Genomic DNA, 22,795 nt, shown 5'->3' with positions numbered 1-22,795 from the left:
ATTGGAAATGGTCGACAATCAAAACTATTGTTTTCTATTTAATTAAAGCTGTAAACCGCAGTTCTGCTTCTTCTGGAGAGATTCCATGGTCTTGAACATAGCGATTGCGCGGATGTTTCGCACACTCTATGCTACATGCTCCTAAATGTTTTTCTTCATTTTCAATGGAAGCAAGAATCTGACGATTGCACTCAGGATTGCTACAATTGATATATCGTTCACATGGTGTTCCGTCAAACCAGTCGCGACCGACGATTTGTTTATCTACTTGGTTGATATCGACAGCGATCCGTTCATCAAACACATACATCTTGCCATCCCATAATTCCCCTTTAACTTCAGGATCCTTACCATAAGTAGCAATACCGCCATGAAGCTGTCCGACATCTTTGAATCCTTCACGGACAAGCCAACCAGAAAACTTCTCGCAACGAATGCCACCAGTACAGTAGGTCACTACCCGTTTTTCCATAAATTCTTCTTTGTGCTCGCGGATCCAGTCTGGAAGCTCTCGAAAACTGCGTATATCTGGGCGTACAGCCCCTCGAAAATGTCCCAAGTCATATTCATAATCATTTCGTGCATCAATCACCACTGTCTGTTCATCTAAAATAGCTTCTTTAAATTCTTGCGGTGAAAGATAGGCACCTGTCACTTGGTTTGGATCAATGTCCTCTTCTAGCTTTAAACTTACAAGCTCTGGACGGTATCTTACAAACATCTTCTTAAAGGCATGTCCTTCGCTTGGATCGATCTTGAACATCGTATCAGCAAATCGAGGATCAGCTTTCATTGCTTCCATATAGGCAGTCGTGTTTTCAATAGTTCCAGACACGGTACCATTTATTCCTTCTTCAGCTACTAGAATACGACCTTTAAGATCCAAAGATTTGCAAAAGGCTAAATGATTTTTGGCAAATTCCTCTGGTTCTTCTATTTTTGTATAATTGTAATAAAGCAGTACTTGATAATCCATGTATTTCTTCCTTCCTTCTTTTCGTTCCTAAACAGTATAAAGAAGGCGTTCGCATTTGACGATTTATTTGCTTGTGTATAATTACGCATGGAAAGTTTTTTGTTTACATAATATTATTATCTGAATTAAAAAGACTTCGCTTTCCTGTTTCGCACAGAAAAACAAAGTCTTTATTTCTATTATTTACCTGTAACCGCAAAGTAGTTGCCATCGGGATCAGCAAAGTTAAAGACATATTCTTCTCCAAGCTGTACCATATCACCTAATGTGACTGATTGCGTCTGCATTTTTTTATATAGTCCAAAGATATCTTTACTGTAAAACATCAAAGATGGGGCACTAGTAGCTGTGCCAGGTGAATGGGACTCAACAAATGCTCGATCATATAACAGAAATGAGGTTTGACTATCTTCAACTCCTACTTCAATTACAAGCGTCCCATCCATTTCTTGACGATCTTTTTCTGCAAAGCCAATTGCTCTCCAAAACGTTGCATTTTTTTCTACATCGTCCACATAAAGCATGATTTTTATTTCATTCGTAAACATCTGTTTCCTCCTAATCGATCTGTTCTAACATTCTCAACTTTGTCAGTTTACCATAGGAAAATGGGAAAATCTACGAAAGCTCTCAACAGAATCGTCCTACTTAAATACGCTTTTCTTTAATAATAAATAAGTTGGTTGTTTTTGTTATTCACGCTTTCACTTTTCGGAATAAATAATATGTGTTTATATGGAATAAATAAAAAAAGAGGTCGTGACTAAAAACAAGTCACAACCTCTGGTAAACGGTGTTCTCCTGACAACTCCTCGGTCACAAGACACAATATTCAACAAACATGAGAAGCTATTTTTTGAAATTGCTCTTTGTGACTCAGAGTGAAACGGCAGGCTCACGACCTCTTTCTTAAACGGTGTTCAAAAGCTTGCATCTGCGGTAATAAGCTTAACCAAACGTAAAATATGAGGAACTATTTTTGTTTGGCTGTTCTTATTACTTGATGCAGGGCAGCTTTTTCACAACCTCTTATTCACGGTGTTTCAGAAGTAGCTTCTCGGAAATAAGCCGAAATTTCACAAAAATTTGAGAAGCTATTTTTAGGAAACTTCTTCTTATTTCTTAAAGCTGACCACTTCTATCACAACCTCTTTTTGACTATGCATTCACATCGATCACTTTAGAATCATCATTGATGACATCGCGATCTAAATCTTTGATGCGTGCACTTGTCACGATACCAGCTACCATGCTACCGCTGACGTTTACTGCTGTGCGTGCCATATCGATTAATGGTTCAACAGAGATAACTAACCCAACGATTGCTACTGGCAAGTTCATTGCCCCTAAAACGATCAGTGAAGCAAATGTTGCGCCCCCACCGACTCCAGCTACACCAAAAGAACTGATTGTTACAATTGCCACAAGCATCAAAATAAATTCCAAACTAAAGACATTCACTCCAGCTGCTGGTGCGACGATCGTTGCCAACATAGCTGGATAAACGCCAGCACAGCCGTTTTGTCCAATAGACAAACCAAAACTTGCTGAGAAATTAGCTGTTGCATCATCTACTCCTAAAGCTTTTGTCTGAGTCTCGATATTCAATGGCAAAGCTCCAGCACTTGAACGTGAAGTAAACGCAAAGCTCAATACCGGAAAGGCTTTTTTGAAATAGTTGATTGGATTGACTTTTGCACCAATCAAAATCAGTGAGTGGACAATCAAAACAGCAAGCAATGCTACGTAAGAAGCAACGACAAATTTACCTAAATTGACGATAGCTGCAAAATCACTTGTTGCCAAAACGTTTGTCATCAAAGCAAATACTCCATAAGGTGTCAAACGCAAAACAAGCGTCACGATCCGCATAATGATTTTATACAGACTGTCGACTAAATCTGAAAAGAATGCTGCTTCTTTTGGCGCTTTTCTTTTCACACCTAGATAAGCGATACCGACAAAGGCTGCAAAAATAACGACTCCAATCGTACTTGTTGCACGACTACCTGCTAAATCAGCAAATACGTTTTTAGGGATAAAGGATAAAATCTGCTGTGGAATCGATAAGTTTTCAACTGTTTCCTGACGTGTTGCCAGTTCAGAGATTCGTGCTGTTTCTGCAGCTCCTTGTGTGAATTTAGCTCCTTGGAGTCCGAACAGCATTGTTGAACCAATTCCGATCAATGCTGCAATAGCTGTTGTTCCAAGTAAAGAAGTCAATACAGTCGCACTAATTTTCCCTAGCTTTTCAGAAACTTTCATTTTTGTGAATGCACCAATGATCGAAATAAACACTAAAGGCATAACTAGCATTTGCAAGAATGATACATATCCTTGACCTACAATCCCGATCCATTCCATGGATTGAGTAACGACTTTGTCGTCTACACCAAAGATCAATTGAAGCAGACCGCCAAAGACGATACCAACTCCTAATGCTGTAAAGACGCGTGTTGAAAATTTTGTATGGCGCTTTTGCATACGATAGAACACATATAATAATGCCGCAAAAACTAGAACCACTAAAACTGTGATGAGTGTTGTCATTTTTCTCCTCCTCATATTATTAATGACAAGTCCATCGAAGGAAGTAAAGGTTCCCGAGAATGATTCTTCAACCATCCTCCTGAAAAAATTTTTTTCAGTGACTTTTATATTTTAGACGATTTTTATCGAAATGACATTCTTTTTGCTTACAATTAGTAATAAAAAAACATACCTGTGATAGCTTTAATCTATCGCAGGTATGTTTTTACTGTCTATTCTTGTTTTTCTGATTGAAAATTCAATTTTACTCCAGGCTGATCTAAGGCGATCTCTGTCACCTCATAAGACATCCGGCGTACGATATCGAATAACGGTGCTACTAGCTCGTCCACTTCTTCTTGTGTGACATCATTTTGACCTTCAATTTTCCGATTGAGGATATGATTGATCTGACTCACACTTCCAGATAAAACATATGTATCAAACACTAAACGGAACTCTAAGCGTGCTCCTACGATGCTATGTTCTTTCGGATAGTTTTCGATCGTTTCTTTTAAAGGCGAGAAGCCCACTTTCAAATCTGTTTCTACTTCTTGGTTCGGCAATCTCATATCATAATGAAATGCTTCTACAACTTCTTTTTGTCTTCTGATTTCCATATAATTTTATCACTCCTTTATGAAAATTATAACATATCTCCTTTGAAAGGGGATACTACTTTTTAATGATGCTCTGCAAGGTAAGGGTTTCATTCAGATTTCCTACCACATAATCTGCCGGGATCTCACCCAGAAAATGATCGATGTCGTAAAGACAAGTAGCGACTCCTGCATTTTTTCCTGCTTCGATATCTAAACGACGATCGCCGATCATCATCGTGTCTGTTCTTTCTAAATGAAAAGTATCGATCAAATAATTTAAAGATGCTGGATCAGGTTTACGAGGAAAGTCCTGATCGATCCCTACTACTTCCTCAATCAGATGTGCCAATCGATGTTCTTTTAACAGGCCCCATGTTGATTCTGTCAAACGATGGGTCAAGATGAAATGACGACCGCCGTTGTCTTTTAGCATTTCCAGTACTTGTTTCGTTTCTGGAAATGGACGGGAAACTTCCGTACTTTCTTTTTCATATCGGTGAAATAATTCATTAAACTCTTTGGCATTCAAGTTTGATTCATTGATCAAATAACTAGTAGAATATTTTTTCATTTTGAAGTAGATTTCTTTTTTGTCCATACTGATACCAAAATCTTTTAGTGCTTGCCATGCACCATCTACCATTGCGGGATACGTATCAAACAATGTACCATCAAAGTCCCATATATAATTTTTCATGTTCCTTTTGTTCCATTCCTTTGCTTCTTTTTTCTATCTCTCACTTTAGATAAAGGTGTTCTTTAAAGTATTTTTTTGTCCAGAATTGTCAAATCATCTGCTAATGTATACTGGATTGGTTGTGCATTTGGGATATCGATCGTATCCATTTGATCTTCAGGAACATCTTCTAAATATTTTGTCAGTGCTCGGATGCTATTACCATGACCCACAACTAGTAAATCTTGCCGATCTTTTAGTTTTGGTGCTAGATGATCTTGCCATAAGGGAATGATCCGATTCACTGTCATTTCCAGACTTTCTCCGTATGGGATCAAATGCGGGTCCAAGTGATCATATCTGCGGTCAAATCTATTTTCTACGGTTAACGGCGGAACTTCCGTATATCCTCTGCGCCATTTTTTTACTTGATCTTTTCCGTATATTTCTTTCATCTTATCTTTGTTTTTACCCACAAGATCCCCATAATGCCGTTCATTTAGACGCCATGTTTTTATTATAGGAAGCCATAACTGACCCATTTCTTCTAGTGCGACTTGTCCGGTAAGAATCGCACGTTTCAAAACAGAGGTATAAACGGCATCGAATTGAAGGCCAGCTTCAAGCATTTTTTGACCGGCTACTGCTGCTTGTTCTTTTCCTTTTTCTGTTAAGGCGACATCTAGCCATCCTGTCCAGTAATTTTCAAAATTTGCTTCGCTTTCGCCATGACGTAATAATACTAATTTCATTCTTTTCTCCCTTAAACATTCGTTTCGAATTTTATACCACATGTTTTGCATGTCACGCGTATTCGTCCTTTTCCTTTAGGTGCACGCTGCTTTTGATGACAATTCGGGCACTCAAAAAAAGTATAACTTTTTCGATCCATTTTAGCTTGCTTTTTGTTTGTTATCTGATGATATTTTTCTTTGACTCTATCAAGATATTTCAAATAACGTTGATTCTCATTTAGTCTGGGGTAGATTTTTTTTGATAGGAAACGAAATATCATCCATCCGAAAAAGACGATGAACAACAATTGTCCGATTCTATAGGGCAACCAACGACTTAGCAAACTAAAGACAAGCGCAGCAATCAATAGACCGCGATTCAACTGATCAAATTTCGCATATCTTCCCTGCATAAGTTTGTGATTGTTCTGCTGAAATCGTATTAGCCTTTCTAACCATGTTTGCATCATATTATCTCCTCCATCATCTAATATTTATTATGACAAAAAAATCCAAAAAGAAAAAGCCTTAATTGGCCTTTTCCATTGCAACTTGGTGAAGGACATTCCGATTTCTGGTAAAGTCAATCACAATCACTTTCTTTTTATCTTCTCTGTTGACTACTCGAAATGTGTCCGTCAATGGAAGAAATAGCTTCTTAGATGGTAGCTGTTGTATACGTATAAAACGATGGATCATCGTAATCAATTGAGGAAATTGAATAGACGTGTGAAGCAGACCTGGATATTTTTTCAACAGCTGTGTCGTTTTGATCAGATTCCGTTTTTTACTGATCACTTTTAAAAAGCTTTTTAGAATCTTTTGCTGACGTCTAAAAATAGAAAAAGAATTTTCGTCATCTATTTGATAACGCATTTGTTTTTGCAGTTCTGCTGCAGTCAGATGGATCTTCCCATCGTTTGTATCGATCATTAAACCTTCTGGAAACAGTTCAACCACTGCTCGATCCCAAGATTCAAGAGAAAGCTCGATATAATCTTTTACTGGTAATTCCAATTCTACCTTAAAAAAGTGCAAAACAGCCGACAGCCCTTCTGCTTGATAGATTTCTCCTAATGTTAGCCCCTCTAGATGGAACTCTGGTGAAAAATGCAGCAATGTTTTATTTTCCTGCAATTGAACATATAGAAATGTAGATCGCTCAATCAGAGTATCTTTTAAAACAACTAAAAAATTCATTTTTCTCCCCCTTTTTTCATCATTTTTAAAATAGCATATTTTGAAAAGAAAGTCTGATGCTTAGAGTAGAATTTCATAAAAATTTACTATTTCATAAGTATTCACGAGAAAAATACAAACAAAAAAGCGGAAATAACGCTCATCCGCCTTCTTGTTTATGTTTATTTCCTCTTCAAACGCTTGTCTATGATTCAGACTTTTCTCTATCTTTATTTTCATCTAAAAGTTCTTGCATTCCGATAATTTCTCGATATTGATGAATCTTAGTGATACCAATGACTTTGTCTACATCAATACTAAAACAAATACCATTACCTGGAATATCTATGTTGATGCCTTGACCAATCGCATCCATTACTTTATTCGTCAAACTATCGGGTACTAATGTCAACACAATATCTTTTTCTGGCGAAATGTCCAAACCTAAAAATTTCCCTGAATCATGTACACCAGAACCTCTTCCATGTAAGATCGTTCCGCCTGCTGCACCTGCTTCTTTTGAAAAGTCGATAACATCTTCGCCCGTTCCTCCGTCAACGATCGTCACAATCATGTGAAGATTCAATGCTACAAGATCTTTCATTTGCTTTCCCCCAATTTTTGCAATCTTTCTTTTTCGATTCTGTCTTTTTCATCTTTTCGTTTATAAATATATCCTAGTACTAAAGTGGATAATATTGGTGTCAATGCAATCATTGCAACCACACCAAACCCGTCAATGATCGGATCTCTTCCCTCAATTTGTGCAGCGATCGCCACGCTCATTGATAAAATAAATGTCGAACACATCGGACCTGTTGCTACTCCACCGTTGTCAAAAGCCATTGCTAAAAAGATCTTGTCCACTTTTCGTCCTAAAATAAATGCTAGCCCATATCCTGGGATCAAGAAATAATAAAGAGAGAATCCGACGAGCAAACGCCACATAGACAACCCTACTGCTGCGCCAATCCCAATCGAAATCACCATCAGCATGACTTTCGACCGGATCCTTCCTTCACTCAATTCTTCAACCTGTTTGACCATTACATGAATCGCCGGCTCAGCAAACCCTACTAAGAACCCCATTAAAAAGCCAAGGGGAACCAATATATAATTATAGGGCAATCCAGCGATCGTACTGCCTAAATGCTGTCCTACCGGTACATAAGCCATATTGACTCCGTGCAGGAAAAGGATCAACCCAATAGTCGTTATCAAGAAACCTTTCATAATGTCAAAGAAACGCTTTTTGCGCATACGAAAACTAATGATATTCATTAAAACAAATAGGATTACGATAGGTGCCACTGCCAAAATGACTTCCATGGTAACGATTTCGATTCCATCTATCACTTGCTGCCAGAAACTCATTGGAAGATCACCCCCAAAATCATCACGGCAAGAATCGGCCCTAACGAAGCAATACCGACCATTCCAAAACTGTCATTTTCATTTTTCTTTTGTTTGATCATGCTAGTCATCCCTCCGGCAAGGGCCAAAATAAACGGAACAGTTACTGGACCAGTAGTTACTCCGCCCGAATCAAAAGCAATCGGCATAAATTCGGAACTGGTGAAAAATGAGGCGATCAAAACGCCTATGTAGCCTATAGCCATCAATTGATAATAGGATAGCTTGAATACGACCCGAAGTAGCGCAAAGGCTAAAAATACTCCAGTGCCGACGCTGACGATCCCAATCAGCAACACTCTGCCAATCTCTCCGTCAGATATATCATATACTTGTTGTCCCAAAACTTGCACGGAAGGTTCAGCAATCGTGATCACGATCCCGATAGCAAATCCCAAACTGACCAAAACAGCCAAACTTTTCTTTTTGATCATATATTTCCCTACTAGATCTCCGACTTCCATCATAGAATAATCTGCTCCAAACAAAAAGAGCGTCATTCCGATCATCATGATTGCCGCACCAACCAGAAATGAAGCGAGGTCTTCTCCTTCTAACGGTGCAAAAACAAACGTTAAAATGACAATCAGGACAGTCATCGGCAATATAGCAGCAATCACTTCTTTAAAATTTTTTAGCATGTATCCTCCTCCTTTACTTTTTAAGTTTACCTTAAAATGAAAGGGTTTTCGAGCACAAACTTAAAACGTTATCATTTAATTTTTCTCAACATAAAATAACACGCGTCCCAAAAGTATCTTTTTACTTGGAAAAATGACTTTGAAGGAACGCGCTTATTGTGTTTTTTTATTTTACAGAGCCGATCATTCCTTGAACGAATTGCTTTTGCAAAACAAAAAATACGATGGCAGTTGGTAAAGTAGCGATGACTAATCCAGCCATGATCATTCCATAGTCTGGTGTATAGGAAGCACCCATAGCAGATAAAACAAGCGGAACCGTCCGTTTATCAGGAGATTGCAAAGCTACTAAGGGCCATAAATAATTGTTCCAGCTACTCATGAATGTGATGATTGCAGCCGCGGCATAGGTATTTTTAGCCGTCGGCATATACACTCTAAAAAAAATACTTAGTTCTTTTAGACCATCTAATCGAGCGGCTTCTACTAGATCTTTTGGAAAAGATTTGACATTTTGTCGAAAGAAGAAGATCAAAAAAGCAGTGCTAACAGATGGCAGGATGACAACCAAGAAACTGTTGATTCCCAAAACCGTTCCGTTCAATTGTGAAAACATTCGATACAAAGGGATCATCAATGCCGCAAAAGGAACCATCATCGATAGCAGTAGAATATTGAAAATTAGGTCTTTTCGTTTACTTTGATAAATCTCAAATCCATATCCTGCCATTGACGAAATCAGTAATGCAAACACAGTGGTCACCAAAGCGATCATCGCTGAATTCCAAAGGGAACGAGTAAAATTCAGCTCATTGGAAAACAAATTTTGAAAATTGATGATCAAGTTACTGCCAATCTTTATTTTTCCCGATGTGATATCCACGGGTGTATTCGTCATTCCCAAAACCATCCAGACAAAAGGGAAAATGGAAATAAATGATAGGATGCTTAATGCTGTATACTTTAATACTGACCCAATTGTCGAACGAAGTTCTAATGCTTGTTTTTTGACGTTGGGGCGTTCGATTGTTTCTTTTTCTACCATATTTTTCATCGACTTTCTCCTCCTACTTTCGTTTGGATTATCGACAATATCACAATAAAGGAAACAATAACAAAGGAAACTGCTGCCGCATATCCAAAATTAGGCGTGAATTTATAACTCAAATTATAGATGTATTGAGATAGGTGGTCGTTGCATTTGCTGGTCCCCCGCCAGTAATATTTTGTACTTCATCAAAAAGCTGCAATGTCCCGATCGTCGAAGTAATGGAAGTAAACAAAATGATTGGTTTTAAATTTGGGATCGTCACTTTGATAAACTGCTGCCATTTAGAAGCACCGTCAATAGATGCTGCTTCATAAATCTCCGAATCAATATTTTGCATGCCTGAAAGGAAAAAAATCATATTGTATCCAGTCCAACGCCAAGTGATCGAAAGAATGATCAGAACTCTCGCCCAAATTGGATGAGTCAACCAGCCAATCGGTGTGTCAATCATACCAATGCCCAACAACAAGTTGTTTACAAGGCCAGATTGAGAAAATAGACTTTTCATGATCAGAGAATAACTGACCATCGAAGTGATACATGGAAGAAAGATAGCGGTTCGAAACAACCCTTTATATTTCAGCTTTTTATCATTTAAAAGGTTGGAAATAAAAAGTGCTAGAAACAGCATGATTGGTACTTGAACTAGTAAATACAGGAACGTATTGAAAAAAGCTCTTTTAAAAGTAGCATCTGTCAGCATCCGCTGATAATTACCTAATCCGTTAAATGTCATATTGACAGGGGGACCACTTTGAAAAGACGTGATCAAAGCCAAAACCATCGGAATAAAAACCATGATCGATATCAAAATGACTGTCAAGATTAAAAAAGCATGCCCGTTTTTGAATAAATCTTTCTGCTTCATTCTTTTCCCTCCAATTTCTATCATTGATTATTTAATTGAAAAGACAAGAAAGACAACGTCTGTAAGGCAGCCGCCATCTTTTTTGTCTTTTCGGTTGTTTGATGAAAAAGCGAAGAAATTTGCTTTTTTATCACCAATCAATTAGCCAACTGTGCTTCTACTTGTTTTTGTGTATCTGCTAGTACCTTGTCTGTCTCTTCTCCATTGATGATTCGATGAAGAGCTTCGGCTACGACTGCTTCAATTGCATAGGTCTCATGTCCGTAATTCACTTCTGGAATTTCTGATGTCCATTTGGAAAAATCATCAAAGACCTTTTGGCCACTGTAAAATTCTGAAGTTTCTTGATAAGCTTCTTGTTCATTTGCACTAAGCATCGTAGACACTAGTCCGATTTCTTTCGCAAGAGTGCCCATCAGTTCTTCATTCGATGCAAACGTTGCTTCGAGGAAATCTTTCGCTGATTCTTCTCCAGCTACTCCTTTGAGCACATACCAGCCAGCTCCGCCAAGGTTAGAAGCTTGCGCTTTTTGTAAATTTTCTGGCAGTGCAGGTATTGACGCAATCTTCCATTTTCCAGATTGGTCTTCTGCTCCTTGGATCGTTGAAGAATACCAAGCGCCAGTTGGGCTAGAAGCTACTGCTCCTGATTGTATCGCAGTTACTCCAGCATTCCAGTCAGAAGTTTGTTCGACTAAGTCTTCTTTCAAAAGAGTGGCAAATAATTCAAGACCATACTTTAAAGATGCATTGTCTTGGATCGTGACTGTCTCCCCATCTTTGGACGTATACCATTCTCCCGCCTGTTGCATAATCATTCTTACTCGACCAAGATCAGAAGGATTGACTTCAGCGATTTTCTTTCCTGTCTTTTCTTTGACATCTCGCGCTACTTGAATATACTCGTCCCACTTCAGATTCTCCATATCCTCTTCTGTATAGCCTGCTTCAGCCATCAGATCCGTACGATAGAAGTTTGCTGTTACGCCCGAATCGAAAGGAACACCGTATATTTTTTCTCCTACTTTGTTTACCGCAAATTTATACGGTGCAAAATGATCTTCCTTTACAATAGCAGACAAATCAGCGAATGCATCTGGATAAGAAGTCAAATAGCCTTGTATCCTATAATCTTCAATCAAGACGATATTGGGCAATCCTTCTGTATTCCCGCTTGCTAAAGCGGTGTTCAGTTTCTGAACGATATCATCCTGAGACATCGTAACAACTTCTATCTCTGTTTCTTCATTCTCATAAATTTTTTTTGCTTCATTCACTGCTTTGATATTGAATGTCTCATCCCACACCCAGACAGTGACTTTTTCTTCGTTGTCTGCTGTGCTACTAGCACTTCCGCATCCTGTTAAGAAACCTGATGCTGCCGCTAAACAAACGACTCCAGCAATTAACTTTCTGATGTTCATTTTTATCCGCTCCTTTTCCATCCATTAGTTGTTTATGTTTGCTACATTCATCATACCAAAATTTGAAAACGGTTTCTTTGTTATCCAGATACTTCAAAAATTTCTCCTAAAATAATAAAAAAATACAAATCAACTATGACAAAAGGAATAATCTTAGCATCTAGACCAAAGATCGAAAGGGCGGAGGTTTCTTTAAAATAAAAATATCCTTGCATTTTCTCCTAGAAATAAGTATTTTTAAATTACAAGACTATTCTTAAGGCGGGTAAAAAAATGCCAATACGCGTAATTCTTATCGATGATGAACAGACGATTTTAGACGGAATGAAACAGTTGATCAATTGGTCTGAGCACGGGTTTCAATTAATAGGAACTTTTTCCAGCCCATTGAAAGCGCTTGACTTTTCTTTGGCACATGCAATCGATATCGTGGTCACAGATGTAATGATGCCTGAATTAAATGGAATCGAATTATCGCGGCTATTAAAACAGCAACAACCTGAAACACAGATTCTTATCCTCTCTAGCTATGATGAATTTGATATGGTTAAAGATTCTTTTAAAGAAGGCGTCGCTGATTATCTTTTAAAGCCTCGATTGAGTCCTGATTTTTTTCTCAATTCCTTAACTGCCGTTTCACAAAAAATCAAAAAAAAGCCCAACAAAAGCCCAATCACCAATCGTTATGAGCAGATCTGCGAGAATCTTTCACAGCAGATTGCTGGACAAACTCGTCCATTGCTTGACCCTCTTCTTTTTGAACACACCCTGTTTTTTCTGTTATATACCGAAAAACGGCCATTCAGTTTAAAACAAGGCTCTAAACAAAAACAGTCGATCACCCATTCATTGATGGATAGCGACGATTCGTTTACTATTTATCCTGTTTCTACCTTTTCGGAAGAATCCGGCTATGTAATCAATACTGATTCCAAAGATACACTTAGGAAGTTTGTTCAAAAGTTTCGTCAAGAAGTTTTTCCAGGTGATTTTTTTGTTGTTTCTGATTCTTTTGCAATCCAAGATATCAATGAAATATTCCAAGAGATCAGAAATTGCACCAAAGGACAACGTTTCTATCATAAGGGAAAGAACCTTGCTTATCAGCATGAACTTCTTCCGTTATTAACCAACCACGAGCAGCAAGCAAGTAGTTATTTAACAAAAATCGTTCATAAAGACTACGCTTTAGCTATCAAAGAACTTGAGAATTTCTTCACGACGATATTGGAACAGCCTATTGATCCAGCTTATTTGAAACATGAGGCAATCAATCGTTTCTATGCATTACTCAACGCTTTGGCTGACGAGCATGTTGGGAATGAAGAACTTTCTTTGCTCAAGATCGCCCTTCCTTCTTTATTAGCCGATGCTGAGTATTTCGAAGATTTTTCTATTCTTGTCAAAGAAACACTTGAGAAACTCACCCACTTTTCTGCAAATGCAAAAAAAGACAATTTCGATATCTTGACTTTGATCTACGAGTTCGTCCAGGAAAATTATGAGAAAGAAATCAATTTACAACTTCTATCCGAAAAATATCATTTTTCATATAGCTATCTTTCAGCCATCTTTACTGAAAAATTTGGCATCAACTTTTCAAAATATCTAAAAAAAGTCCGTATCAGTAAAGCCAAGCTCTTTTTAACGGAAACACGGCTTACTTTGACGGAAATCTGTGAGAAAGTCGGCTATACCGAACTGGGTTATTTCTCCAGAGTTTTTAAAGAAGAGACAGGAATGACACCTTCTCAATACCGTAAAGGAACTTTTGTAAAATGAGAAAAAAAATCAAAGAGCATGAACTCTTTACCAAACTTCTGTTCATTTTGTTCATCGGTCTTTTTCTGCAAGCCATCGTCATCTCTTTGTTTATTTATCATCGATCAAGGGATGCCTATATCCAGCTGTTCAATCAATCGAATGATGTGGTACTAAAAAAGATTCAATCTGAATTTGAAAGTTTGAATGATACAATCGAGAATACATTAGCCGCTTTTGATTCTAATCCAGCTGTCGAAAGCTATTTTTCCAATGATCCAGCCCAACATATGGAACAGCTTCAGCAACTAAGAACAATCCAAAAAATGAATGACTCTCTTTCAAAAATCCATCCAATGATCGATTACGATGTATTGATCTTTGGAGAAAATGGAAGAACTTTTGTCGGAAACGACATGCTCACTGCCGTATCTGCCGATTCTTTTTTTCAATCTGCGATTGCTCAGAGAGTGAATGAACGTGCTGCTGATACACAAATGCTTTTTGCACACCACGGATTGACTCTTCGCGATAAGAAAGCACCCAGCTTCTTCTTTGTCAAAAAACTGAAAAATACATTGAATCACGTTTACGGATATGCTGTTTTATCGATCTCATCCAAGCAACTAGCGAATCTTTTTCAATCTGTAGTAAATCCTGAGATATCGAAGATCTCCTTCATGAACGAAGAACAGACGATCATCGCATCAAATGAAGAAAATACACTTGGGAGCCGATCAATGATTTTCAAAAAACTAACAGTAGGTGAAACAACGATTTCAAATGGACAGCAGTTGACCCGTCTTCCTTTGTACCGCCAGGATTGTACATTACTCAGTCAAGTCGATCTTCATTCTTTGTCTAACCAAATGGGCGTGATTTTTCCGATTATTTTGTATAATATCGTGACACTTGCTTTTGCTGGCTCATTGGTATTTATGTATTTGGATCGACACACAAAATCGATCTACCGCTTGATTGATTCGCTAAAATGGCTAGAGGAAGATGGCTTAAAAGCTACTGTTCCTGTACAAGGAAGCCATGAAGTCCAATTGCTAGGGAATACGATCAATCAATTGCTAAGTAATGCGCAGCATCATTATGAACAGACGATCCAAGACGAAAAGAAGAAACGTTCGCTTGAAATCCAAACTATGCAAGCACAGATACAGCCCCATTTTATTTATAATACGCTGACTAGCTTGAAATTTTTGATTTGGCAGAAAAAAACAGATGAAGCAGTTCAAGGAATCGACAGTTTCATTACTTTACTAAGAAGTACGATTGGGAAAAAAGAAGAAGTGATTCCAGTCAAGGAAGAAATCAAAAGCGTACAAAGTTACATCGATCTTTTGAGTATGCGATATGGCGAAAGAATCTCGGCTAAAATAATGATTCCTGATGAACTGCAGTCATTATCTATGCCGAATATGATCCTTCAACCAATTATCGAAAACGCCTATCTTCATGCTTTTCACAATAAAACGCAAGGATTCATCACGGTGTACGGCAAAACAAAAAATCAGCTTCTTTTATTCGAAGTGATTGATAACGGCGATGGCTTCGATACTGAAAATACCAAACAAAAAAATGATCATTTTTCAGGAATCGGCATCAGCCATGTAGATGAGCGGATACGCCTAATGTATGGCGATGCATATGGCTTAACGATCCAATCAGTGATTGGGACAGGAACGACTGTAACGATTTGTCTACCGCTTCTTCCTAAAAATCAATCAGAATATCAAAAATAAAGAATAGCCAAGCGCTGATTTTTTTATTTTAAGTTAAATAAATCAATCAGTATTCTTGACTTTCATCTACGCGTCTCTTCTACTGTCAGCACTGGATAACAGCCCAATATTTGACTTTCTCCTCCGAGCATCTTGATTTCTTGGAGCGAATTCTCTACTAATGTCATTGGGCGGTCCAACAACAAATCGATCACGAAAAAATATTCTCCCAAGCTAGTTTTCAATGGTCGGGATTCAATCTTACTTAAGTTGATTTCCCGCCAGCCAAAAGCTGCCAGCATTTTATGAAGCATCCCTGGCCGATTAGCAGGTAGTGTCAAGATGACACTCATTTTTACTGGAGCTGGCTGCTGGCTGGTCATCTTTCGGTCACCTATGATCCAAAAACGTGTCTGATTCAACTCATTATCTTGGATATTCTCAGCTAAGATCTCCAATCCAACATGCTGTGCTGTTTCTAATGAAGCAATCGCTGCTGCGTCTTCTTTCGGATGTTCTGCTACATACATTGCTGCAGCAGTTGTTGATTCTGTTGCTACTAAAGGAACATTAGGATAATGCGTTTCTAAAAACTGTTGTGATTGTGCTAGTGCTTGTGGATGAGAAAGGATTTTTGTAATCTTTGTTGCTGGATTGCCTAAAAGCTGCTGCTTGATAGGAAGAACGATTTCACTTTTAACTTCGACTTCTGGATGTTTGGAAAGAAGATCGATTGTGTGATGAACAGATCCTTCCAATGAATTCTCTACAGGAACGACAGCCAGATCGACTTGTTTGCGAAACAAAGCGCGCAAACAAGCAGGGATGGAAGCATACGCAGTCAATTGTTCTGTAGGAAATAGCTGACAAGCCGCCTGATAAGTGAATGAACTTTCTGGCCCTAGATAGCTGACGTTCATATGCTTTTGATCCTTTCTATAATGGTATCGATGATCTTTTCTGGTGTTTGATTGGTCGTGTTGATTCGATGTGTCGCACTTTCTTCATACCAAGAAAGTCGTTGTGCCAATAATGCTTTTATTTCTTCTCTTGTTTTTCCAAGAGCTAAAGGTCGAATAGACGTTTCATCTTGTTGGATACGATCAACTAGACAGTCCGCTTCTGCCTCTAAGTAAAGAACAATCGGCTGTGTTTTTAAAAAACGCCGATTTTCTGCACTTTGGACAATCCCTCCACCAGTCGCGATAATTTTGTCTTCATTTGACAGCTTTCTTAAAATATCTGACTCCACTTTTCGAAAGCTTTTTTCACCGTAATAGTGAAAATATTCGGCAATCGACAATTGGATATGTTCCTCAATCTTTGTATCTAAATCTACATACTCTTTTTGTAAACGTTGAGCTAACCCTTTACCGATTGTTGTTTTTCCAGCGCCCATGAAACCAATCAGCAAAATGCTAGCCATGAGCTTCTCCTCCTGACACAAGTTCTGCTAAATCGTCAAAAAATGCCGGATAAGAGATTGAAACAGCTTCAGCTCCTTCTAGTTCGCAAGGTCCATCAGCTATCAAAGCAGCTACTTGCAGCATCATACCGATTCGATGATCGCCTCTGCTGGACACTTTTGCGCCCTGCAGAGGTGTCGGCCCATGGATGATCAGACCGTCTGCTGTCGCTTTTATCTTTGCTCCCATTTTCTGTAATTCTTCTGCCACCGCATCAATTCTGTTGGTTTCTTTTATTTTTAATTCTTCTGCGTCTTTGATGATCGTGATTCCTTCTGCTTGAGTAGCCACTAAAGCTAGAATGGGCAATTCATCAATCAGACGCGGAATGATTTCTCCACCAATCGTTGCTTTCTTCAAATGACTCGTCTTGACACTTAAATCAGCCGATTGGTTCTGTTCATTGTGATTCGTCTGGGTAATCGCTGCGCCCATCTCCTCCAACACATCTAAGATACCAGTTCTTGTTGGATTGACCCCGACATTTTTTAACAACAGTTGGCTTTCCGGAACAAGAAGCCCTGCTGCTAGAAAGAAAGCAGCCGATGAAATATCGCCTGGAACAGTTATCTGTTGACCAGTTAATTTTTGTGGTCCTGTTACCGTGATTGTTTTACCTTCTACTGAGATCCTTCCGCCAAATTGACGAATCATTTCTTCCGTATGGTTACGGGAACGTTCTTTTTCAACGATTACGGATGTGCCTTCTGCTTGTAATGCCGCAAACAGCAAAGCAGATTTGACTTGCGCACTGGCTACAGGCATATTGTATCGGATAGGTGATAAAGAGTTGGTTCCTGTCACAGTGATTGGTAGATACTGCTCATTCTCTTTTCCTTGCAAGTCAGCGCCCATCTCGCGTAAAGGTTCCATCACTCGCCCCATTGGACGTTTAGACAACGAAGCATCCCCGAACAGAGTAGTCGTAAAAGGCTGTCCAGCCAAAATACCCATCAATAAACGTATGGTCGTACCGGAGTTTCCCATGTCGATTGATTCGGTTGGTTGGACAAATGAGTGGCTACCGCGACCATGAATCTTGATCATCTCTTCCTCTTCTTCGATTTCAACGCCTAATTGCTGGAAGGCATGTAAAGTACTCAGACAATCTTCTGCGCGCAAAAAATTTTGTATAGTCGTCGTTCCTTCCGCAATTGCCCCAAACATGATGCTGCGATGAGAAATTGATTTGTCTGCTGGTATCCTAACAGTTCCTCTTAATCCATGTATTTGTTGTAATAATTGCATTTATCCAGCCTCCTATTTGATCCAGCAATGATAACTGGTATTAGACATAATGATTCTTTTTGCTTGTAACAAATCCTGTTGGTTTTTAAAACTGATTTGCAGTATTCCTAAAATATCTTCCCTGGTCTCTTGGATCTTCAAATTAATCAAAGAAACTCCCGCTTTTCCGATCAGTCCAGTTACTTCTGCAATCACGCCAGGTTCATCTGGCACATCGATAAATAAATCAAAAAAGGCAGGAATCGCGCCTTGCTTATGGATAGGCAACTGGTCTCGACCTTCTTTTGCTCGATTGAAAAAAGAAAAGATTTCCGATTGGTTCTCAGTCATGATCCATTCTGCTATTTGTGCCATTTCTTGCTGCCAATCCGCCAATCGTTCCAATAATATCTGCTTATTGCTCAACAAAATATCTGTCCACATAACAGGATCCGAGGAAGCGATCCTAGTGATATCTCGAAAGCCTCCTGCTGCCAGTTGTTTGGCTCGCGGATACTCTTGATTGAATTGTTCTGCCTGATTGACTAAGCCAGCTGCCAGAATATGTGGAAAATGACTTAGCATTCCTGTTATACGGTCATGTTCTCTTGCTGTAAAAGTTACATATTTTGCTTTGGTTCCGCAAAATAGTTCTTGCAGTTTTTCAACATCTTTTTTCGTCTTTTCCAAAGGTGTAAAGATGTAATAGGCATTTTCAAATAGTTTAGCATCTGCTGCCTGTATACCTGATTTATGAGAACCAGCCATTGGATGTCCACCGACAAACCGAAGATTTTTCTGCTCAGCGGATGTCACGACTTGCTGCTTCGTACTGCTGACATCCGTAATGATGACGTGATCAGACAAGTTGATTCTTTCAAGGACATCAAGATAAGCTAAGGTTGTACGGACGGGAACGGCTAATAAGATAACGTCTGCTTGTTCTGCACCTGTTTCAAAATCATTTGCAACGTAATCAACGATCTGCTGTTCTACTGCTTGCTCACGGGTTTTTGACTGACTATCCCAACCAACTACTATCAGTTCTGGATTGGTCTGACGAATACAAAGTGCCATAGAAGCACCAATCAGTCCAAGCCCCACGATAAAAACATGTTGTGCCATCTTATTTGCCCCCTTTTTAATAATGTTTCAAGTAGTCACGGTACTCCTTCACTGCAACTTTCAACTCAACAAGCGAATCACTTGGGAATTTTGACAATAGCTCTGTCGCTACCACAGTGGCTACAACATTTTCCGCAACGACGCTAGCTGCAGGAACTGCTGTACTATCCGAACGTTCTACACTTGCTTTGTAAGGTTCTTTTGTATCGATATCAACACTTTGAAGTGGCTTGTACAATGTAGAGATGGGTTTCATGACCCCGCGAATGACAAGTGGTTCGCCATTGGTCATTCCGCCTTCGAAGCCGCCTAGATTATTGGTACGTCGGAAATAGCCTCTTTCTTCTTCCCATAGGATCTCATCCATCACTTCTGAGCCTGGTAATGAACCAGAAGTGAATCCGACCCCAAATTCTACGCCTTTAAAAGCATTGATACTAACCACAGCTTGTGCAATTTTGGCATCTAGCTTCGTGTCCCATTGTACGTAGCTTCCTAATCCAGCTGGAACACCTCCAACGAGCACTTCTACAATTCCTCCGATCGTATCTCCATTTTTCTTTGTCTGATCGATCAAATCTTTTATTCTTTGCTCAACTGCTGGATCAACAACTCGTACTTCTGACGCTTCAGAAATTTCTTTGATTTCTTGAATCGAGATATTTCCAGGTATTTCTGCTTGGATTCCACCAAGACAAATCACGTGTCCTGCTACGATGATGTCAAGTTCTTCCAGAATTTTCTTGGCAATTGCGCCGATTGCTACACGCATGGTCGTCTCTCTTGCAGAGGACCGTTCAAGCACATTCCGAAGATCTCGATGATGGTATTTCATACCGCCTACCAAATCCGCGTGTCCTGGACGCGGACGTGCAACTCGCCGCAGTGATTGGTCTTTTTCAGGCACTTCTGCTACAGACATGACAGTTGTCCAATTTTTCCAATCTTTATTTTCTACCACTAAAGTGACAGGTGAACCAATTGTTTTGCCGTGACGGATGCCAGACGTAATCCGAACACGATCTTTTTCGATCTTCATCCTTCCTCCTCTGCCGTAACCAGCTTGTCTGCGAGCGAGTTCATAATTGATTTCTTCTTCTGACAGAGGTAATCCTGCTGGTAGTCCTTCAATAATCGCTGTTAATTCTGGTCCATGGGATTCTCCCGCAGTCATATAACGCATCTTACAGTCCTCCTAAGTAATCTTTGAATGTCTCTGTGGGAACAGGAACGATTTTTGCTTGCCCAATCTTTTCTAGTAAGATGATATTCAATTGGCTTCCTCTTGCTTTCTTATCATGGGTTATCGCGTGGAATAATTCATCTGGATGACTTAGATCGTACGTAATCGGCAGATGGAATTTTTGAAGTATCCTTTCTAAAGCAGCTGTCGATCCAGTTGGAGACAAGCCGATTTTTTCTGCATGAGAAGTGATGGCTACCATTCCAATAGCTACTCCTTCTCCATGACTGACTACCCCATATCCTGCTGTATTTTCAATTGCATGGCCAATTGTATGACCAAAATTTAAAATAAGTCGATTTCCTTGGTCAAAGACATCTTCTTCCACTACTTTTCGTTTGATTTCCAACGTAGCAGTAATGATTGGAACAGCATGTTCCAGAAGATCTTTTTCGTCTTTCAGCTCGTTCAGCTGTTTCCAAAGCGTTGCATCTGCTATAGCTGCTGATTTGATGATTTCAGCGATTCCTTCTCGTAAACGACGTACCGGCAAAGTTTTTAGAACCTCAGGATCAATCAATACACCAGCTGGCTGGCTAAATGTTCCGACAAGGTTTTTCGCTTTGTTTGTATTGACTGCTGTCTTCCCGCCAATACTAGAATCTACTTGTGCAAGTAGCGTAGTCGGAATTTGAACGAAATGGATCCCACGCATGAACGTCGAGGCCACGAATGCGGCTAGATCACCCACCATTCCTCCACCAAGTGCAATTATCCCATCGCTGCGGGTAAAATCATTATCTGCTAAAAAATCGTATAACTCAGCTGCTTGTTCTAAAGATTTACTGGTCTCACCCGCCGGTACGATTGAAAGGACTGGTTCAAAATTAGCTTGTCTCAATTGGAACATGATTTTTTCTGCATATAGTGGAGCAACGTTTGTATCAGTGATCACAGCTACTTTTTGAGGTCTCCAAATCGTTTGAAGCCATGATCCAGCCTGTTCTAGTGCGCCTTTTTCAATATGAATATCGTATTTTTGGTTATCAACATGTACAGTAAGCATTCGTTTCACTTCTTTCTTTTAAAAAGCTGGAATTAATCGAGTGTCTGAGTCTTTTCCATTGCTTCTTTCATGATCGTAACTTCTTTCATCATGCGTGAGTAAGTCTTTTCATTCAATGATTGGGGACCGTCTGACCAAGCATTTGCAGGATCAGGATGGATCTCTACGATCATGCCATCTGCTCCGCTTGCCACACCCGCACGAGCCATTGGTGGTACAAGTTCCCAAATTCCTGTACCATGACTTGGATCAACAATCACAGGGAAATGAGTTAATTTTTTCATCAATGGGACAGCACTTAAATCAAACGTATTACGTGTCGCTGTTTCGTAAGTCCGAATCCCACGTTCGATAAAAATGACAGGAGATTTGTCTTCGACTGCAATGTATTCTGCAGCATTAAGCCATTCATTGATCGTACCGGAAATTCCACGTTTCAATCCAACAGGTTTACCTGTTTTACCGACAGCAGATAGCAGTTTAAAATTTTGCATATTACGTGCGCCAATCTGTAGGATATCGCTGTACTCAGCCACCATGTCGATATGCCCTTCATCCATCACTTCAGTAATCACTTTCATTCCAAATTCATCAGCCGCTTGACGGATGTATTTCAATCCTTCTTCTTCTAAACCTTGGAAAGCATATGGAGAAGTACGTGGTTTGAAGGCACCACCTCGCAGAATTTTTGCGCCCCCGGCTTTGGCCATTCGCGCACATTCTCTGATTTGGTCTAATCCTTCGATAGAACAAGGACCAGCCATCGTCACGAAACTGCCGTCACCAATTTTTACTCCGTCTACATCCACGACTGTATTGCCAGGATGGAATTCTCGAGAAGTCAATTTGTATGTGTTTAAAATACGCACAGCATTTTCTACTCCTTCATAGCGTGTAAATGCTCCTTCTTGTAAACTTCGCGTATCACCTTTTAGTCCAATCACTACTCGTTCTGTTCCTTGATCGATTGAGACTTTGAATCCTTCTTTTTCGATATGATCGACGACTTTTTTTATTTGTTCTTCCGTTGCTTCTTTTTTCATAATTACTATCATTGTTTTTCCCGCTTTCTTTTGTTTACTTATCTATCTTGGCTGATTTTCTCTACTTTTTCAAGGTGGTTTTACATTAATTCCTACTA

At 39.3% G+C, this 22,795-nt stretch carries 22 protein-coding genes and 2 pseudogenes; 3 read left to right on the top strand and 21 right to left on the bottom strand.

Features of this window, described 5'->3' with window-relative positions; all coding sequences use genetic code 11:
* Positions 1-34: 34 nt before the first annotated feature.
* The 14 genes and pseudogenes from trhO to OS139_RS04995 all read right to left on the bottom strand — a co-directional run bounded on the left by trhO (position 35) and on the right by OS139_RS04995 (position 12,093).
* Entirely contained in the window at positions 35-976 is a 942-nt protein-coding gene (trhO, locus tag OS139_RS05060; RefSeq protein ID WP_002331409.1) for an oxygen-dependent tRNA uridine(34) hydroxylase TrhO, read from the bottom strand.
* Between the two features lie 179 nt (positions 977-1,155).
* Positions 1,156-1,524: a VOC family protein gene (locus tag OS139_RS05055; protein WP_002331411.1), complete on the bottom strand. Its 369-nt coding sequence runs from the start codon at positions 1,522-1,524 to the stop codon at positions 1,156-1,158.
* Between the two features lie 610 nt (positions 1,525-2,134).
* Positions 2,135-3,526 (bottom strand): L-cystine transporter, encoded by a 1,392-nt coding sequence (locus OS139_RS05050; protein WP_002295194.1) that lies wholly within the window; start codon positions 3,524-3,526, stop codon positions 2,135-2,137.
* Positions 3,527-3,738: 212 nt separating this feature from the next.
* On the bottom strand, positions 3,739-4,125 hold the full coding sequence (locus OS139_RS05045; protein WP_002291995.1) for a DUF1149 family protein: 387 nt from the start codon (positions 4,123-4,125) through the stop codon (positions 3,739-3,741).
* A gap of 55 nt (positions 4,126-4,180) precedes the next feature.
* A complete protein-coding gene (locus OS139_RS05040) occupies positions 4,181-4,804 on the bottom strand; it encodes an HAD-IA family hydrolase (RefSeq protein ID WP_002331413.1) in 624 nt (207 codons plus the stop codon).
* Between the two features lie 62 nt (positions 4,805-4,866).
* On the bottom strand, positions 4,867-5,535 hold the full coding sequence (locus tag OS139_RS05035) for a 2,3-bisphosphoglycerate-dependent phosphoglycerate mutase (protein WP_002331414.1): 669 nt from the start codon (positions 5,533-5,535) through the stop codon (positions 4,867-4,869).
* Positions 5,536-5,546: 11 nt separating this feature from the next.
* Positions 5,547-5,987: a hypothetical protein gene (locus OS139_RS05030; RefSeq protein ID WP_002331415.1), complete on the bottom strand. Its 441-nt coding sequence runs from the start codon at positions 5,985-5,987 to the stop codon at positions 5,547-5,549.
* A 58-nt stretch (positions 5,988-6,045) separates the two neighbouring features.
* A complete protein-coding gene (locus tag OS139_RS05025) occupies positions 6,046-6,717 on the bottom strand; it encodes a hypothetical protein (protein WP_002331416.1) in 672 nt (223 codons plus the stop codon).
* Positions 6,718-6,901: 184 nt separating this feature from the next.
* Positions 6,902-7,300, bottom strand: coding sequence for a P-II family nitrogen regulator (locus OS139_RS05020; RefSeq protein WP_002331417.1), 399 nt, complete (start codon positions 7,298-7,300; stop codon positions 6,902-6,904).
* On the bottom strand, positions 7,297-8,070 hold the full coding sequence (locus OS139_RS05015; protein WP_016628238.1) for a DUF1538 domain-containing protein: 774 nt from the start codon (positions 8,068-8,070) through the stop codon (positions 7,297-7,299). The genes OS139_RS05020 and OS139_RS05015 overlap by 4 nt, the downstream gene beginning before the upstream one ends.
* The gene (locus tag OS139_RS05010; RefSeq protein ID WP_002292009.1) at positions 8,067-8,750 is read right to left on the bottom strand and encodes a DUF1538 domain-containing protein; all 684 of its coding nucleotides are present in this window, start codon (positions 8,748-8,750) and stop codon (positions 8,067-8,069) included. The genes OS139_RS05015 and OS139_RS05010 overlap by 4 nt, the downstream gene beginning before the upstream one ends.
* A 166-nt stretch (positions 8,751-8,916) precedes the next feature.
* Positions 8,917-9,804: a carbohydrate ABC transporter permease gene (locus OS139_RS05005; RefSeq protein ID WP_002289130.1), complete on the bottom strand. Its 888-nt coding sequence runs from the start codon at positions 9,802-9,804 to the stop codon at positions 8,917-8,919.
* Positions 9,801-10,669: pseudogene (locus OS139_RS05000) on the bottom strand (carbohydrate ABC transporter permease). Before OS139_RS05000 ends, OS139_RS05005 begins: the two are co-directional and overlap by 4 nt.
* A gap of 137 nt (positions 10,670-10,806) precedes the next feature.
* Positions 10,807-12,093: an ABC transporter substrate-binding protein gene (locus OS139_RS04995; protein WP_325066820.1), complete on the bottom strand. Its 1,287-nt coding sequence runs from the start codon at positions 12,091-12,093 to the stop codon at positions 10,807-10,809.
* A gap of 273 nt (positions 12,094-12,366) precedes the next feature.
* On the opposite strand from OS139_RS04995, the pseudogene OS139_RS13670 reads away from it, so the two are divergent.
* From OS139_RS13670 to OS139_RS04985, 3 genes and pseudogenes are all read left to right on the top strand, one after another.
* A pseudogene (locus tag OS139_RS13670) lies at positions 12,367-12,627 on the top strand (response regulator); the annotation flags it as partial.
* A 318-nt stretch (positions 12,628-12,945) separates the two neighbouring features.
* Positions 12,946-13,875, top strand: a complete 930-nt coding sequence (locus tag OS139_RS13665) for a helix-turn-helix domain-containing protein (RefSeq protein ID WP_025479560.1) — start codon at positions 12,946-12,948, stop codon at positions 13,873-13,875.
* Positions 13,872-15,608: a cache domain-containing sensor histidine kinase gene (locus OS139_RS04985; RefSeq protein WP_002331423.1), complete on the top strand. Its 1,737-nt coding sequence runs from the start codon at positions 13,872-13,874 to the stop codon at positions 15,606-15,608. Before OS139_RS13665 ends, OS139_RS04985 begins: the two co-directional genes overlap by 4 nt.
* A gap of 62 nt (positions 15,609-15,670) precedes the next feature.
* Here the strand turns inward: OS139_RS04985 and pheA are convergent, their stop codons facing one another.
* From pheA to aroF, 7 genes are read right to left on the bottom strand one after another with little or no spacing between them, the layout of a single operon-like run.
* Positions 15,671-16,507, bottom strand: a complete 837-nt coding sequence (gene pheA / locus OS139_RS04980) for a prephenate dehydratase (protein WP_002331424.1) — start codon at positions 16,505-16,507, stop codon at positions 15,671-15,673.
* Positions 16,504-17,013 carry a shikimate kinase gene (locus tag OS139_RS04975; RefSeq protein WP_002295213.1) on the bottom strand — a complete coding sequence of 170 codons (510 nt, stop codon included), beginning with the start codon at positions 17,011-17,013 and terminating at the stop codon, positions 16,504-16,506. The genes pheA and OS139_RS04975 overlap by 4 nt, the downstream gene beginning before the upstream one ends.
* Complete coding sequence (gene aroA, locus OS139_RS04970) at positions 17,006-18,301, bottom strand: 3-phosphoshikimate 1-carboxyvinyltransferase (RefSeq protein WP_002331425.1); 1,296 nt, start codon at positions 18,299-18,301, stop codon at positions 17,006-17,008. Before aroA ends, OS139_RS04975 begins: the two co-directional genes overlap by 8 nt.
* A gap of 12 nt (positions 18,302-18,313) precedes the next feature.
* Positions 18,314-19,405, bottom strand: a complete 1,092-nt coding sequence (locus OS139_RS04965; RefSeq protein ID WP_325066819.1) for a prephenate dehydrogenase — start codon at positions 19,403-19,405, stop codon at positions 18,314-18,316.
* 16 nt (positions 19,406-19,421) lie between these two features.
* The gene (gene aroC / locus OS139_RS04960; RefSeq protein ID WP_002331427.1) at positions 19,422-20,588 is read right to left on the bottom strand and encodes a chorismate synthase; all 1,167 of its coding nucleotides are present in this window, start codon (positions 20,586-20,588) and stop codon (positions 19,422-19,424) included.
* A gap of 1 nt (position 20,589) precedes the next feature.
* The gene (gene aroB / locus OS139_RS04955; protein WP_002331428.1) at positions 20,590-21,654 is read right to left on the bottom strand and encodes a 3-dehydroquinate synthase; all 1,065 of its coding nucleotides are present in this window, start codon (positions 21,652-21,654) and stop codon (positions 20,590-20,592) included.
* Positions 21,655-21,686: 32 nt separating this feature from the next.
* The gene (gene aroF / locus OS139_RS04950; protein ID WP_325066818.1) at positions 21,687-22,709 is read right to left on the bottom strand and encodes a 3-deoxy-7-phosphoheptulonate synthase; all 1,023 of its coding nucleotides are present in this window, start codon (positions 22,707-22,709) and stop codon (positions 21,687-21,689) included.
* Between the last annotated feature and the right edge of the window lie 86 nt (positions 22,710-22,795).

The organism is Enterococcus sp. E4-223, from assembly GCF_035727065.1.
In the GTDB taxonomy this organism is placed as follows: domain Bacteria; phylum Bacillota; class Bacilli; order Lactobacillales; family Enterococcaceae; genus Enterococcus_B; species Enterococcus_B faecium.
The sequence above is the reverse complement of the archived record's forward strand: the minus strand, read 5'-3'. Positions and strand labels throughout refer to the sequence as shown.

What these genes read in the sequence shown, in the direction of transcription:
- OS139_RS05025 (WP_002331416.1), bottom strand. Translation starts at nt 6,717, where the DNA reads ATGAATTTTTTAGTTGTTTTAAAAGATACTCTGATTGAGCGATCTACA.
- OS139_RS05045 (WP_002291995.1), bottom strand. Translation starts at nt 4,125, where the DNA reads ATGGAAATCAGAAGACAAAAAGAAGTTGTAGAAGCATTTCATTATGAT.
- OS139_RS05010 (WP_002292009.1), bottom strand. Translation starts at nt 8,750, where the DNA reads ATGCTAAAAAATTTTAAAGAAGTGATTGCTGCTATATTGCCGATGACT.
- OS139_RS04975 (WP_002295213.1), bottom strand. Translation starts at nt 17,013, where the DNA reads ATGGCTAGCATTTTGCTGATTGGTTTCATGGGCGCTGGAAAAACAACA.
- OS139_RS05035 (WP_002331414.1), bottom strand. Translation starts at nt 5,535, where the DNA reads ATGAAATTAGTATTATTACGTCATGGCGAAAGCGAAGCAAATTTTGAA.
- OS139_RS05020 (WP_002331417.1), bottom strand. Translation starts at nt 7,300, where the DNA reads ATGAAAGATCTTGTAGCATTGAATCTTCACATGATTGTGACGATCGTT.
- OS139_RS13665 (WP_025479560.1), top strand. Translation starts at nt 12,946, where the DNA reads ATGGATAGCGACGATTCGTTTACTATTTATCCTGTTTCTACCTTTTCG.
- OS139_RS04985 (WP_002331423.1), top strand. Translation starts at nt 13,872, where the DNA reads ATGAGAAAAAAAATCAAAGAGCATGAACTCTTTACCAAACTTCTGTTC.
- OS139_RS05050 (WP_002295194.1), bottom strand. Translation starts at nt 3,526, where the DNA reads ATGACAACACTCATCACAGTTTTAGTGGTTCTAGTTTTTGCGGCATTA.
- aroF (WP_325066818.1), bottom strand. Translation starts at nt 22,709, where the DNA reads ATGATAGTAATTATGAAAAAAGAAGCAACGGAAGAACAAATAAAAAAA.
- OS139_RS04995 (WP_325066820.1), bottom strand. Translation starts at nt 12,093, where the DNA reads ATGAACATCAGAAAGTTAATTGCTGGAGTCGTTTGTTTAGCGGCAGCA.
- aroA (WP_002331425.1), bottom strand. Translation starts at nt 18,301, where the DNA reads ATGCAATTATTACAACAAATACATGGATTAAGAGGAACTGTTAGGATA.
- OS139_RS05055 (WP_002331411.1), bottom strand. Translation starts at nt 1,524, where the DNA reads ATGTTTACGAATGAAATAAAAATCATGCTTTATGTGGACGATGTAGAA.
- aroB (WP_002331428.1), bottom strand. Translation starts at nt 21,654, where the DNA reads ATGCTTACTGTACATGTTGATAACCAAAAATACGATATTCATATTGAA.
- OS139_RS05015 (WP_016628238.1), bottom strand. Translation starts at nt 8,070, where the DNA reads ATGAGTTTCTGGCAGCAAGTGATAGATGGAATCGAAATCGTTACCATG.
- pheA (WP_002331424.1), bottom strand. Translation starts at nt 16,507, where the DNA reads ATGAACGTCAGCTATCTAGGGCCAGAAAGTTCATTCACTTATCAGGCG.
- OS139_RS05030 (WP_002331415.1), bottom strand. Translation starts at nt 5,987, where the DNA reads ATGATGCAAACATGGTTAGAAAGGCTAATACGATTTCAGCAGAACAAT.
- aroC (WP_002331427.1), bottom strand. Translation starts at nt 20,588, where the DNA reads ATGCGTTATATGACTGCGGGAGAATCCCATGGACCAGAATTAACAGCG.
- trhO (WP_002331409.1), bottom strand. Translation starts at nt 976, where the DNA reads ATGGATTATCAAGTACTGCTTTATTACAATTATACAAAAATAGAAGAA.
- OS139_RS04965 (WP_325066819.1), bottom strand. Translation starts at nt 19,405, where the DNA reads ATGGCACAACATGTTTTTATCGTGGGGCTTGGACTGATTGGTGCTTCT.
- OS139_RS05005 (WP_002289130.1), bottom strand. Translation starts at nt 9,804, where the DNA reads ATGAAAAATATGGTAGAAAAAGAAACAATCGAACGCCCCAACGTCAAA.
- OS139_RS05040 (WP_002331413.1), bottom strand. Translation starts at nt 4,804, where the DNA reads ATGAAAAATTATATATGGGACTTTGATGGTACATTGTTTGATACGTAT.